Genomic DNA, 14,379 nt, shown 5'->3' with positions numbered 1-14,379 from the left:
CGGCTAAGAGAAGGTGCAAAATATGAAAATAATTGTTCAAAAATTTGGTGGCACATCAGTACGTGATGACAATGGACGTAAGCATGCGCTTCATCATATAAAAAAATCATTAGCTGCTGGTTATAAAGTAGTTACTGTCGTATCTGCTATGGGCCGTAAAGGTGAACCATATGCAACGGATACGTTATTAAGTCTTGTAAATCAAGAGGAATCTACTATTTCTAAGCGTGAGCAAGATTTATTATTATCGTGTGGAGAGTTAATCTCTGCAATTGTTTTCTCTAATATGTTGAATGAGAACGGTATAAAAGCAGCAGCATTAAATGGTGCACAAGCTGGTTTTGTAACGAATGATGACTTTACGAATGCAAAGATTATTGAAATGAATTGCGATCGTATACATGAAGAGTTAGAAAATGTAGATGTAATCGTCGTTACAGGATTCCAGGGACAAACGAAAAAAGGTGATACGACAACACTTGGACGCGGAGGTAGTGATACTTCAGCTTCAGCATTAGGTGTTGCACTTCATGCTGAATACATCGATATATTCACTGATGTAGAAGGTGTTATGACTGCGGATCCTCGTATTGTAAAAGATGCACGTCATCTTCAAACTGTAACGTATAACGAAATTTGTAACATGGCTTATCAAGGTGCGAAAGTCGTTCATCCACGTGCAGTTGAAATTGCGATGCATGCAAAAGTGCCACTTCGTGTACGTTCTACGTATTCTGATAGTGAAGGTACGCTTATTTCAGCATATGACGGTGCTACAAGAGGTCGTGATGTAGAAGAACGTCCTGTTACAGGCATTGCCCACGTATCAAACGTAACGCAAATTAAAGTGCTTGCAAAAGAAACGGCATATGATTTGCAACAACATGTGTTTAAAGAGATGGCGAACGAAAGAATAAGTGTTGATTTAATTAATATTTCACCTACTGGCGTAGCATATACAGTGAGTGATAATGTATCAAGTCATGCAGTTAAATTATTACAGAACCTTGGATATGAGCCAATTGTGACAGAACATTGTGCGAAAGTATCTATCGTTGGGGCTGGAATGGCAGGATACCCAGGGGTTACTGCGAAAATCGTTACAGCTTTAGCGGAAAAAGGTATTCAAATCCTGCAATCGGCAGATAGTCATACAACAATTTGGGTTCTTGTAAAAGAAACTGATTTAGTGGAGGCTGTAAATGCATTACATAGTGCGTTTGAGCTTTCAAAAGAAAAGCAACTGGAACAATAAGGAGTGAGACCATGATAGATTTTGGGACAATTGCAACCGCGATGGTAACACCGTTTGATATAAACGGGAATATCGATTTTGCAAAGACAACGAAATTGGTAAATTATTTAATTGATAACGGTACAACAGCAATCGTGGTAGGAGGAACGACAGGAGAATCTCCTACATTAACTTCAGAAGAGAAAGTAGCGTTATATCGCCATGTCGTATCTGTTGTCGATAAAAGAGTGCCCGTAATCGCTGGAACAGGTAGCAATAATACGCATGCTTCTATTGACTTAACTAAAAAGGCAACAGAAGTTGGTGTGGATGCAGTAATGCTAGTAGCACCGTATTATAACAAACCGAGTCAAGAAGGAATGTATCAGCATTTTAAAGCAATTGCTGAAAGCACGCCGCTTCCGGTTATGCTATATAACGTTCCAGGACGATCTATTGTACAAATCTCCGTTGATACAGTTGTTCGTTTATCAGAAATAGAAAACATTGTTGCTATTAAAGATGCCGGCGGCGATGTGTTAACAATGACAGAAATCATTGAAAAAACAGCGGACGACTTTGCGGTATACAGCGGTGATGACGGTTTAACGTTACCAGCTATGGCAGTTGGAGCGAAAGGTATCGTTTCGGTAGCCTCTCATGTTATCGGAAACGAAATGCAAGAAATGATTACAGCATTTCAAGCAGGAGAATTTAAGAAGGCACAAAAATTACATCAATTACTTGTAAGAGTAACTGATTCATTATTTATGGCGCCAAGTCCAACTCCAGTAAAAACAGCGTTACAAATGGTTGGATTAGATGTAGGTTCTGTACGTTTACCACTTCTTCCATTAACAGAAGAAGAAAGAGTAACGTTACAATCTGTAATGCAATCTATCCCTCGTTAATAAAAAATGACCTAGTGTAGAACTAGGTCATTTTTTATTATATGCAAATCTTTTCCTCTTTTTCTTACTTATATGTGTTCTTATAAGAATATTAATCGCTTCTTCATTATGTGTATAAGAAAATAATCGTATCCCTTTAACTGAGTCAAAAAATGATAGATATTATGGCATAAACGTAATAAACTACGGTGTCTGTTTTTAGAGAAATCCCCTCAAATGTGACGTAATTCATAAAAAAACTCCATTTTGTAAGTGTTTTTGTTGGATTCTAGAAAAATAAATCTTGAAACTCCCTATTATGAAATGAATTTAGCGTATGTATGGCTAGTTCTTCAAAATAATATGGAGTATAAAATCGGAGTAAATATAAAGGAAATACGTTCGATACTTTTGTTGTCATTCCGTTCTTTTCCTCTTTCTTTCGCACGATTTAACTTGTGTTCTATTTCTTGTATCAGGTATAATATGGCTAAGTAGCTTAGTACGGGTATGCTTAGCAAAATTGGGAAAAATTATAATTTAATTAAATTTTCATATCATATCGAATAAGATATTTGATTTATATAATGAAAGAGAGGTGAAACCTGGTTTAAAAAATAAACAAGGACATGATATCGCATAACGGTAAGGACATTCGTCTTGGACGGTGAAAATATGGTGGTTGTAGAGTTTCCCCTGGTGTCTCTGCAATTTTAGTGAAATCAGTGTTTGCAAGATTTTTAAACCAGGCAACAACATGAAGAGAAAAGAGAATGAGTCTGTTAAAGTATTTGCTCTTGGTGGAGTAGGTGAAATCGGGAAAAACATGTACTGTGTTGAAATTGATTCTGAAATCTTTATCGTAGATGCAGGGTTAATGTTCCCGGGAGATGAAATGTTTGGAATTGATATCGTTATTCCTGATATTACATATTTAGTGGAAAATCAAGAGCGAGTAAAAGGTTTATTTATTACTCACGGTCATGAAGATCATATTGGTGGAATTGTGTATGTACTTCGTAAATTATCTATTCCAGTCTATGCAACGAAATTAACAGTAGGACTTATACAAGAAAAACTTGGTGAAGCGGGCATGTTAGGCCGTGTAGACCTAAAAACAATCGATTCAAATTCAACAGTAGAATTTAACACTACAACGGTGTCATTCTTCGGAACGACACATAGTATTCCGGATTCTGTTGGCGTTTGTTTCCATACATCAAAAGGTGCAGTCGTATATACGGGAGACTTTAAATTCGATCAAACTCCAATTGGAAATAGTGGAGCAGACCTTGGTAAAATGGCACAAATCGGAAATGAAGGCGTACTTTGCTTGTTATCTGATAGTACAAACGCAGAGCGCCCAGGCTATACAGGTTCAGAAAAAGAAGTTGGTGTAGAAATCTCTAAAGTGTTCTACGGCGCAGAAGGTCGCATTATCGTTGCTTCATTTGCATCGAATGTACATCGTATTCAACAAGTATTTGATGCAGCTGCTGAAACAGGGCGAAAAGTAGCAGTAGTAGGACGTAGTATGGTGAAAGTAGTAGACATTGCAAGACGTCTTGGTTATTTAGATGTTCCAGAAGGTATGGTTATTTCATTACAAGAAGTAGACAACTTCCCAGAGAAAAAGGTAGCTATTTTAACGACAGGTAGTCAAGGTGAACCGATGGCTGCTCTATCTAGAATGGCAAAACAAGCGCATAAACAAATTTCAATTCGTAAAGGTGATACTGTTATCATTGCTGCTTCGCCAATTCCGGGTAATGAAATATCTGTATCAAAAATTATTGATTTGTTATTTAGAGCTGGAGCTGAAGTTGTTTATTACGGCGAACGAAAAGTTCACGTGTCAGGTCACGGTAGCCAAGAAGAATTAAAATTAATGTTAAATTTAATGAAACCAAAGTACTTTGTACCCGTACATGGTGAGTTCCGTATGCAAAAAGCACATGCATATTTAGCTGAAGATGTAGGTATTACAAGAGAAAATATCTTTATCGTAGAAAAAGGCGATGTAATTGCTTTTGGTGACGATGAAGCAAACTTAGTCGGTAAAGTACAAGCTGGTAATGTTTTAATTGATGGATTAGGTGTAGGTGACGTTGGTAATATCGTTCTTCGAGATAGAAAGATGTTATCTCAAGATGGAATACTAGTAGTTGTTGTAACGCTTGGTAAAGATGAAAAGAAAATTATCTCTGGCCCAGAAATCATTTCACGTGGTTTCGTATATGTTCGTGAATCAGAAGCGTTAATTGAACGATCTACAGAGATTGTACGTATGATTGTTGAGCAGTCAATTAAAGAATATTCAATTGAATGGTCAATGTTAAAACAAAATATTCGTGAATTATTAGGACAGTTCTTGTACGAAGAGACAAAGAGAAAACCTATGATTTTACCGATTATTATGGAAGTATAAAAAGATCACCCTTATGGGTGATCTTTTTTCTTTTTAACCCTATCGAATGAAATTTATAACTTAAGAAATAATAGTTATATACGAGTGAAAGGGGATGCGAAATGACAGAACGTGATCGATATACAAATGAAGAAAAAGAAGCTGAGCCAAAAGAAGCTGGAAAAGAGGCTTCAATAGTTGAAAAAATTCAACAGCTTGGACAGACAAATGTACCACAGATGAATGAATCACGTATTCATTGTTTAACGATTATCGGACAAGTGGAAGGTCATGTTCAATTACCACCGCAAAATAAAACAACAAAATATGAGCATATCATTCCGCAAATTGTTGCGATTGAACAAAATCCGAAAATTGAAGGTTTGCTTTTAATATTAAATACAGTTGGAGGTGACGTTGAAGCTGGGCTAGCAATTTCTGAAATGGTAGCTTCACTTTCAAAACCAACAGTATCTCTAGTTTTAGGTGGGGGACATTCCATCGGTGTACCGATTGCTGTTTCTACTGACTATTCGTTTATTGCGGAAACTGCGACGATGACAATTCATCCAATTCGTTTAACAGGTCTTGTCATAGGTGTGCCACAAACATTTGAGTATTTGGATAAGATGCAAGAAAGAGTCATTCGTTTTGTGACGAAGCACTCGAAAGTAACAGAAGATCGTTTTAAAGAGCTTATGTTTGCGAAAGGAAATTTAACGCGAGATATTGGGACGAATGTAATTGGTGGGGATGCAGTAAAGTACGGTCTTATAGATGATGTCGGCGGTATTGGAAATGCGATTCGAAAATTAAACGAATTAATAGATGTTCGTGCGGAAGATAGTACAGAAGGGACAATGCTACAATGATTTTATATACAATTATGCCAGAGCAACTTGTGTATCCGGTCGATTATTCACAATGTGAAAGTCAAAAAGTTGTAAATATAAATGGTGTGGAATTAATGGTTTCTGAAGAGGAACATGGATGTTATTCTATTGTACGTGTGCTAAGTACGGACCCACTTCACTATTTAGAGTTTGAGCCCGGTCAGAAAATAACCTTTTAGCAAAAAGAAGGATTTTGTTTAGAAGCTATGGTATAATATAAAAAACAAGACGGTTGAGCAGCCATGAGTAGGCTGCTTTCTTCTGTTTATTTAGCATTTTACAAGAAGTGTAAAAATAGAAGATATAAAGACCAGAAAAATAGAGAAAACAGACATATAAATAGAGCGTTTTGAAGGGAGCTTTACTTATATGTAGAACACGAGGTGAAGAAATGGCAAAACAAAAGCAAAGAGGGACGAAGGCAAAGGCAAGACGTACGATAAAGCCAACTTTGTATTATGAAATCGTCGGTTTAACTCTTTTTGCACTTTCAATCATTACGATTTTACAGCTAGGCGTTGTAGGGAAATCGTTTGTGTTATTTTTTCGCTTCTTCTTTGGTGAGTGGTACATAATTGGTGTGTTAGGTGTAATAGCTTTATCGGTTTCCTTTGTTATAAAACGCGGATGGCCGAACCTTTTAAATAAACGATTAATTGGATTTTATTTAATTGTATTGGCGATATTAATGTTTAGTCATATTACATTATTTAACCTTCTTACAAAAGATGGAGCAGTGCAAAATACTTCTGTTATTGTGAGTACGAAAGATAACTTCTTTCTTGAAATGAAAAAGGGGCCAGATAGCGTTCATTTAGGTGGTGGTATGTTTGGTGCGCTTATGTTCGCAACATGTTACTTCTTATTTGACGAAGTAGGAGCTTATATCATTGGTATTATTCTAGTTATTCTCGGTATACTTTGTATAACAAATAAGCATATTGGAGAAGTGTTAGCTCCAGTTGGTAGAATTCTTAGAAGTCAGTTTCAAGTGATGCAAGGGGATTATAAAGATTGGAGAGCCAAAAGAACGGCTGAACAAACAGAAAAGAAAAAAACAACAAGAAGCACAAGAAGCAAACGTGCTGCAGAACAAGAAGAAATTATTGAGCCGATGGAAGAAATCTCAATTGATCCTCCGATTATTTCGAATTTCACTGAGAATTATCCTGTAAATGAAGAAGAGGATAAACGAATCGAAGTAGAGCAAGAAGAGTTGATCACTTCACCGTTTATTGAAGAGACTCCGCCAATTGAAGAACCAAAGAAAAAGCGTGGAGAAAAAATTGTTGAATCGTTAGAGAGTGAAGCGCAAGCACCTCCTATGCAATTTTCAAATGTAGAAAATAAAGATTACAAGCTTCCTTCACTTGATATATTAAAATTTCCAAAGAATAAGCAAGTTACAAATGAAAATGCGGAAATTTATGAGAATGCTCGTAAATTAGAACGTACATTCCAAAGTTTCGGAGTGAAAGCGAAAGTAACAAAAGTGCATAGAGGTCCTGCAGTTACAAAATATGAAGTGTATCCTGATATGGGGGTAAAGGTAAGCAAAATTGTCAGTTTAAGTGATGATTTAGCCCTTGCTTTAGCTGCAAAGGACATTCGTATTGAAGCGCCAATTCCCGGGAAATCAGCTGTAGGGATCGAAGTTCCAAACTCAGAAGTTTCGATGGTAACGCTGAGGGAAGTTCTTGACTCTAAGGCTAATAATCATCCGGAAGAGAAGTTGTTAATTGGTCTTGGCCGAGATATTACAGGTGAAGCTGTATTAGCCCGGCTAAATAAAATGCCTCATTTACTCGTAGCTGGTGCGACAGGTAGCGGGAAAAGTGTATGTATTAACGGTATTATTGTTAGTATTTTAATGCGTGCAAAACCACATGAAGTAAAATTAATGATGATTGACCCGAAAATGGTAGAGCTAAATGTATATAACGGTGTGCCTCATTTGTTAACGCCAGTTGTAACTGATCCGAAAAAAGCATCGCAAGCATTGAAAAAAGTTGTGAGTGAAATGGAACGTCGTTATGAATTGTTTGCTCATAGTGGTACACGTAACATTGAAGGATACAACGATTATATAAAAGAGCATAATAGTCAATCAGAAGCGAAACAACCCGAATTACCTTATATTGTAGTAATTGTGGACGAGTTAGCAGATTTAATGATGGTTGCTTCGTCTGATGTAGAGGATGCGATTATGCGTCTAGCGCAAATGGCTCGTGCTGCTGGTATTCATTTAATTATTGCAACGCAACGTCCGTCAGTTGACGTTATTACGGGTGTTATTAAAGCAAATATTCCATCACGTATTGCATTCGCTGTATCTTCTCAAACAGATTCTCGTACAATTCTTGACGGTGGTGGTGCAGAGAAGCTACTAGGTCGTGGAGACATGCTGTTTATACCAATTGGTGCATCGAAACCTGTACGTGTACAAGGCGCATTTTTATCAGATGATGAAGTTGAGAGAGTTGTAGAATATGTTATTGGACAGCAAAAAGCACAATATCAAGAAGATATGATTCCGCAAGATGTTCCTGATACGAAGCAGGAAGTAGAAGATGAATTATATGATGAAGCGGTTCAACTTGTAGTGGAAATGCAAACAGCATCTGTTTCTATGTTACAACGTAGGTTTAGAGTAGGTTATACGCGAGCTGCTCGCCTAATTGATGCAATGGAAATGAATGGTGTAGTAGGTCCGTATGAAGGGAGTAAACCGAGAGAAGTACTCATTAATGATGTACAAGAAAAAAGTTCTTAAAAAAAGCCTAATTGTTTTTACAATTAGGCTTTTTTATATAGTGTTTTTGTTATATACTATACTCAGCGATAAAGAAAGGGCTTACATTTAGGGGTGCCCTTTAGAATACGAATACTTTGAGTATGTTTTATGTAAATGTTCGATATTTAATGCAGAAAAATGTTAGATTTTGTTGACACGTATGAGAGCAAGTGGTAAGATTACTTCGAAAAGAATCACTGCCTCATATAATCTTGGAGATAAGGTCCATAAGTTTCTACCTGGCAACCATGAATTGCTAGACTATGAGGGGAAAAGTGTGTAACAAAGGATGTAAAGGATCTTTGTGCCGAACTTTTTCTCGAAATGAGGAATGTTTATGGTGCAAAGTTTTTTTTATGCAATAAAGAGTGAAAATTTTATTTTAAAAAATTATTATTATTTATTCGACAATTACACTTATTTTGGTGTTTAGTCATTTGTACTATGTTGTAAGTTGAAAAAAGAGAAAAGAAGTCTTACATCAGAGGTCGAATAATTGAAATGCGGGGGAGTCTTATGTCAGTAAAATCTGATAGTCGTCACCTATATCTACGGGTGATTGATCACATCAAAGAAAAAATTAAAGATGGAGCTTATAAAGAACGACAAAAGTTACCATCAGAGTTTGATTTAGCGAAAGAACTTGGCGTAAGTAGAGCGACTTTAAGGGAAGCGTTGCGTATTTTAGAAGAAGAAAATGTTGTCATTCGTAGACATGGTGTAGGGACATTTGTAAATGCAAAGCCATTATTTTCTTCTGGAATAGAACAACTTTCTAGTATTACAGATATGATTTCTAGTGTGGGGAAAACACCAGGAACAATCTTTTTATCATCATCTACTACAACTTTAACAGAAGAGGAAAAAGAGAAGTTTAATAGTGAAGATGGTTTTAATGCAGTGATGATTGAACGCGTGCGTACAGCAGATGGGGAACCTGTTGTGTATTGTATCGATAAACTTGCAAAAGAAATATTGCCAGACTTATCGGGTTACAATGAGGAATCATTATTAACGGTGATACATAATAACACGCATAAGCGCATAACATATGCGGTTGCTCACATTGAGCCAATTGGCTATCACCCTAAAATCTCACCAATTTTAGAATGTGAGCCTGAAACAGCACTGCTTGTATTAAAACAAATGCACTATGATCAAAATGATGAGCCAATCTTATATTCTATCAATTACTTTAGAGCTGATAAATTTAGCTTCCACGTATTAAGAAAGCGTATGTAGGTAAATTCCTTTTTAGGGAGGTGACAGCAAGAAGTAAGGAACAGCAGCGTAAGAATAAATAAATATATATCATTTTTGGAGGGGTTTCTAGTATGAAGAAAAAAGCAGGCCTTTTATTATCATTAACTTTAGCAGCAAGTACAGTTTTAGGTGCATGTGGTAACTCGGATAAGGCGAGCAGTGACAAGAAAGACACGAAAGACAATAAAGACTTCAAGGTTGGTCTCGTAACGGATGTTGGGGGCGTTGATGATAAGTCATTTAACCAATCTTCTTGGGAAGGGTTACAAAAGTTTGGTAAAGATAATGGTTTAAAAGAAAAGACAAATTATCGTTACCTTCAGTCTGAAAAAGAAGCTGATTATATTCCGAATTTAAAAAAATTCTCAAAAGATAAATATGATTTAACATTCGGAATTGGTTATAAATTAGAAGGTGCAATTAAAGAAGTAGCAAAAGAATCTTCAAAACAACAATTTGCAATCGTAGATACTGTTGTAGATGCACCGAACGTAACGAGTATTACGTTTAAAGATCATGAAGGATCATTCCTTGTAGGTGCGGTAGCAGCTATGTCAACAAAATCGAATAAAGTAGGATTTGTTGGTGGAATGAAAAGTGATTTAATTAGTAAATTTGAAAATGGATTTAAAGCTGGTGCAAAGGCAGTAAATCCAAACATTGAAATCGTATCTGAATATGCAGAAGCATTCGATAAGCCTGAAAAAGGTACAGTTCTTGCTTCAGCAATGTATGGTCAAGGCGTAGACGTAATTTATCATGCTGCTGGTGGTACAGGTAACGGTGTGTTCACAGAAGCGAAAAACCGTAAGAAAAAAGGTGAAAATGTTTGGGTAATCGGTGTTGACCGTGACCAACATCAAGAAGGTATGCCTGAAAATGTAACATTAACTTCAATGATTAAACGTGTTGATGTAGCAGTAGAAAAAGTAGCTAAAGAAGCAAAAGATGGGAATTTAAAAGGCGGGAAAATTGAAGAGTTTGGCTTAAAAGATGACGGTATTGGTATTTCAAAAACAACTGATAACGTGAAAAAAGTTAACCCTGAAATTTTAACAAAAGTAGAAGAGCTTGAAAAGAAAATTACAGCCGGTGAAATTAAAGTGCCAGCTACAGATAAAGAGTATAAAGAATATGAAGCTTCTCTAAAAAAATAAATAGAGAAATAGCAAAGGTTAGTTCATAGAACTAACCTTTGTATGTATAAAACTTCCGAATTGCTTAATAAGTTAATAGTGTAATAGGGAATGTTCCCTGTTAAAAGGAGGAACACAATGGAATACGTAATTGAGATGAATAACATTACGAAAGTATTCCCAGGCATTGTAGCGAATGATGATATTACGCTGCAAGTAAAGCAGGGTGAGATACATGCTTTACTTGGAGAAAATGGTGCAGGGAAATCCACATTGATGAATGTACTATTTGGTTTGTACCAACCAGAGCAGGGTGAAATTAAAATTAAAGGTAAACCTGTAAAAATCACAAATCCGAATATAGCAAATGACCTTGGTATTGGAATGGTCCATCAACACTTTATGCTTGTTCATAATTTTACAGTTACAGAGAATATTATTCTCGGAAATGAACCGAAGAAAAAAGGGAAAATTGCTGTTGAGGAAGCTGCTAAAGAAATTCAAAAACTGTCTGAACAATACGGTTTATCTGTAGATCCATATGCGAAAATACAGGATATTTCAGTTGGTATGCAGCAGCGTGTTGAGATTTTGAAAACTCTTTACCGCGGTGCAGAAATTTTAATATTTGATGAACCAACAGCTGTGTTAACACCGCAAGAAATTCATGAGCTAATTCAAATTATGAAAAAGCTTGTGCAAGAAGGAAAATCTATTGTTCTTATTACACATAAGTTGAAAGAAATTATGGAAGTTTGCGATCGTTGTACGATTATTCGTAAAGGAAAAGGGATTGGAACGGTTGACGTTGCAAATACGGATGAAAATAAACTTGCAGAATTAATGGTCGGACGTCAAGTGAATTTTAAAACAGAAAAAATAGACGCGAAGCCAAAAGAAGAGGTACTTTCAATTGCAAACCTTGTTGTTCACGATGCACGTCAACTACCTGCTGTAAAAGGCCTTGACTTAACTGTTCGTGCGGGGGAAATTGTTGGGATTGCAGGGATTGATGGAAACGGACAAAGTGAATTAATAGAAGCAATTACTGGTTTACGAAAAGTTGAGTCAGGTTCTATTGCAATTAAAGGAAAAGAAATAACAAATTGGCCTGTTAGAAGAATAACAGAAGAAGGAATTGGTCATATTCCAGAAGATCGTCATAAACACGGACTCGTTCTTGATTTTTCTGTTAGAGATAATATAGTTCTGCAAACGTATTATAAAAATCCATTTTCAAAGAAAGGGATTTTAAATTTCAGCAAAATTACAGAAAAAGCAAAGGCTCTTATTGAACAGTTTGATGTGCGTACACCTAGTGAGCAAACGTTAGCACGCGCTCTATCTGGGGGGAATCAACAAAAAGCAATTATTGCACGTGAAGTAGACCGAAATCCAGATTTATTAATTGCGGCACAGCCAACACGTGGTTTAGATGTAGGAGCAATTGAATTTATTCATAAGAGATTAATAGAGCAAAGGGATAAAGGAAAAGGTGTATTACTTTTATCATTAGAGTTAGATGAAATCTTAAATGTTAGCGATCGAATTGCTGTTATTTATGAAGGGGAAATTGTAGCAATAGTTGATGCGAAAGAAACGAATGAACAACAGCTTGGATTGTTAATGGCTGGAGGAACAAAGAAGGAGCAGGTGGGTACAAATGGCTAAAAAGCTTTTAACAGAACGAACGATAAATATTTTAGTCCCAGTACTATCCGTTATTTTCGGCTTACTTGTAGGAGCGATTGTAATGCTAGTTAGTGGCTATGATCCAATTGTTGGTTATAGTGCACTTTGGACAGGAATGTTCGGCAGCGCAAGTGCGATTGGTGAAACGCTTCGTACAATGATACCGCTTATTCTTGCTGGCTTATCGGTGGCGTTTGCATTTCGTACAGGTTTATTTAATATCGGGGTAGAGGGTCAATTGTTAGTTGGTTGGCTTGCAGCGGTTTGGTTCGGTTATGCAGTCTCACTACCAGCTTTCCTTCATATTCCATTATCTATTTTATTTGCAGCATTGGTGGGCGGAATTTGGGGCTTCATTCCGGGATATTTAAAAGGGAAGTTTCAAGTGAATGAAGTTATTGTAACTATTATGATGAACTATATCGCTTTGTATGTAACGTATGACATCATTAAGCGTTTCTTACATGCGGGTAATGACAAAACGTATGATATTAAAGAGAGTGCGTCACTATCTTCAGACTGGCTTGCTTCTATTACTGATGGTTCACGTCTACACTGGGGAATTATTGTAGCAATTTTAATCGCTATTTTAATGTGGTTCTTATTAGATCGAACAACTTTAGGTTACGAATTAAAGTCAGTAGGATTTAATCAGCATGCTTCTCAATATGCAGGTATGAAAGTTTCTCGTAATGTAGTATTCTCCATGACAATTGCTGGTGCATTTGCGGGGATTGGTGGAGCGATGGAAGGATTAGGGACATTCCAGAGTATGACAGCGATGTCTTCGTTTACAGGAGTAGGATTTGATGGGATTGCCGTAGCATTACTTGGAGGGAATAATCCGTTTGGTATAATCCTTTCAGCTTTATTATTTGGTGGTTTGAAAAGTGCTTCCCCTCAAATGAACTTTGAGGCAGATGTACCGTCAGAGCTTATTAATGTAATTATTGCATGTATCATCTTCTTTGTTGCATGTAGTTATGTGTTAAGATGGGCGCTTACACGCATGAGCAAGGAGGGGAAATAAATGAGCTTTTTAGATATATTAGCCATTCTTGTGACGGGTACGTTATATACATCGGCACCTATCATTTTCACAGCACTAGGTGGTGTATTTAGTGAACGATCGGGTGTTGTAAACATCGGATTAGAAGGACTAATGCTATTTGGTGCATTTATTGGAGTCGTTACAAACTTATTAATGGGTGATACTTGGGGAACGATGACTCCGTGGATTGCGTTACTATTTGCGGCAATTGGTAGTGGGTTATTTGCATTACTTCATGCGGTAGCTTCTATTACATTCCGAGCAGATCAAGTTGTAAGTGGTGTAGCCATTAACTTCTTATCTCTTGGTTTAACAGTATTTGCAATTAAGAAGATTTTTGATAAAGGGCAGACTGACTTTATTCAGTATCGTATTGAAAAGATTGATATTCCAGGCCTTTCGGATATTCCGGTTTTAGGGAAAATATTTTTCTCGAACGTACCAATAACGTCATATATTGCCATTATTTTAGCATTCGTTGTTTGGTATGTTATTTATAAAACACCGTTCGGTCTTCGTCTACGTGCTGTTGGTGAACACCCAATGGCAGCGGATACGATGGGGATTAACGTATATAAAATGCGCTATATTGGAGTCTGTATTTCAGGAGTGTTTGCTGGAATTGGTGGAGCGATTTTTGCAATGTCAATTTCTAATAACTTCTCAGGGGCAACTATTACAGGACAAGGTTTCTTAGCTTTAGCTGCTATGATTTTTGGAAAGTGGAATCCACTAGGCGCACTAGGTGCAGCTCTATTCTTTGGTTTTGCGCAATCTCTAAGTGTAACGGGCGGAACAATCCCTGTATTAGATCAAATTCCAAGTGTTTTATTAACGATATTACCATATATATTCACAATATTAGCGCTTGTCGGTTTTGTAGGTCGTTCTGAAGCTCCCAAAGCTTTAGGAACTCCTTATGAAAAAGGAAAACGATAAGTATTTTATAAGTATAAAAAAGCTCGCACATTAGTGTGGGCTTTTTTACATAGAATATATTTAATACGGAATTTTACTAT

General features: G+C 36.6%; 11 protein-coding genes and 1 riboswitch. All 11 genes read left to right on the top strand.

Going from position 1 to position 14,379, the window contains the following annotated elements:
* Window positions 1-22: 22 nt before the first annotated feature.
* The 11 genes from dapG (at window position 23) to ACTL4X_RS19210 (ending at window position 14,299) form a co-directional block, all read left to right on the top strand.
* Window positions 23-1,255 carry an aspartate kinase gene (gene dapG, locus ACTL4X_RS19260; RefSeq protein WP_086400998.1) on the top strand — a complete coding sequence of 411 codons (1,233 nt, stop codon included), beginning with the start codon at window positions 23-25 and terminating at the stop codon, window positions 1,253-1,255.
* A gap of 11 nt (window positions 1,256-1,266) precedes the next feature.
* Window positions 1,267-2,145, top strand: a complete 879-nt coding sequence (dapA, locus tag ACTL4X_RS19255; RefSeq protein WP_000564763.1) for a 4-hydroxy-tetrahydrodipicolinate synthase — start codon at window positions 1,267-1,269, stop codon at window positions 2,143-2,145.
* Between the two features lie 736 nt (window positions 2,146-2,881).
* Window positions 2,882-4,552, top strand: a complete 1,671-nt coding sequence (locus ACTL4X_RS19250) for a ribonuclease J (RefSeq protein WP_000823096.1) — start codon at window positions 2,882-2,884, stop codon at window positions 4,550-4,552.
* Between the two features lie 101 nt (window positions 4,553-4,653).
* Window positions 4,654-5,403, top strand: coding sequence for a translocation-enhancing protein TepA (gene tepA / locus ACTL4X_RS19245; RefSeq protein WP_000139806.1), 750 nt, complete (start codon window positions 4,654-4,656; stop codon window positions 5,401-5,403).
* Window positions 5,400-5,603, top strand: a complete 204-nt coding sequence (locus ACTL4X_RS19240) for a YlzJ-like family protein (RefSeq protein WP_000605036.1) — start codon at window positions 5,400-5,402, stop codon at window positions 5,601-5,603. Before tepA ends, ACTL4X_RS19240 begins: the two co-directional genes overlap by 4 nt.
* A 212-nt stretch (window positions 5,604-5,815) precedes the next feature.
* On the top strand, window positions 5,816-8,197 hold the full coding sequence (locus ACTL4X_RS19235) for a DNA translocase FtsK (protein ID WP_001118782.1): 2,382 nt from the start codon (window positions 5,816-5,818) through the stop codon (window positions 8,195-8,197).
* Window positions 8,198-8,400: 203 nt separating this feature from the next.
* Window positions 8,401-8,502, top strand: a riboswitch (purine riboswitch).
* 232 nt (window positions 8,503-8,734) lie between these two features.
* A complete protein-coding gene (locus ACTL4X_RS19230) occupies window positions 8,735-9,460 on the top strand; it encodes a GntR family transcriptional regulator (RefSeq protein WP_000114182.1) in 726 nt (241 codons plus the stop codon).
* Between the two features lie 92 nt (window positions 9,461-9,552).
* Window positions 9,553-10,638, top strand: a complete 1,086-nt coding sequence (locus tag ACTL4X_RS19225; protein ID WP_000725771.1) for a BMP family lipoprotein — start codon at window positions 9,553-9,555, stop codon at window positions 10,636-10,638.
* Window positions 10,639-10,755: 117 nt separating this feature from the next.
* The gene (locus ACTL4X_RS19220) at window positions 10,756-12,288 is read left to right on the top strand and encodes an ABC transporter ATP-binding protein (protein ID WP_000456914.1); all 1,533 of its coding nucleotides are present in this window, start codon (window positions 10,756-10,758) and stop codon (window positions 12,286-12,288) included.
* On the top strand, window positions 12,281-13,339 hold the full coding sequence (locus ACTL4X_RS19215; protein WP_001085254.1) for an ABC transporter permease: 1,059 nt from the start codon (window positions 12,281-12,283) through the stop codon (window positions 13,337-13,339). Before ACTL4X_RS19220 ends, ACTL4X_RS19215 begins: the two co-directional genes overlap by 8 nt.
* Window positions 13,340-14,299 (top strand): ABC transporter permease, encoded by a 960-nt coding sequence (locus ACTL4X_RS19210; protein WP_000008856.1) that lies wholly within the window; start codon window positions 13,340-13,342, stop codon window positions 14,297-14,299. It abuts the gene before it with no gap.
* The last annotated feature ends 80 nt before the right edge of the window (window positions 14,300-14,379 follow it).

Source organism: Bacillus sp. RE35 (genome assembly GCF_052146655.1).
GTDB classification, from domain to species: domain Bacteria; phylum Bacillota; class Bacilli; order Bacillales; family Bacillaceae_G; genus Bacillus_A; species Bacillus_A cereus.
Note: the sequence above shows the minus strand (reverse complement) of the source record. Positions and strands in the feature narration are given on the sequence as shown.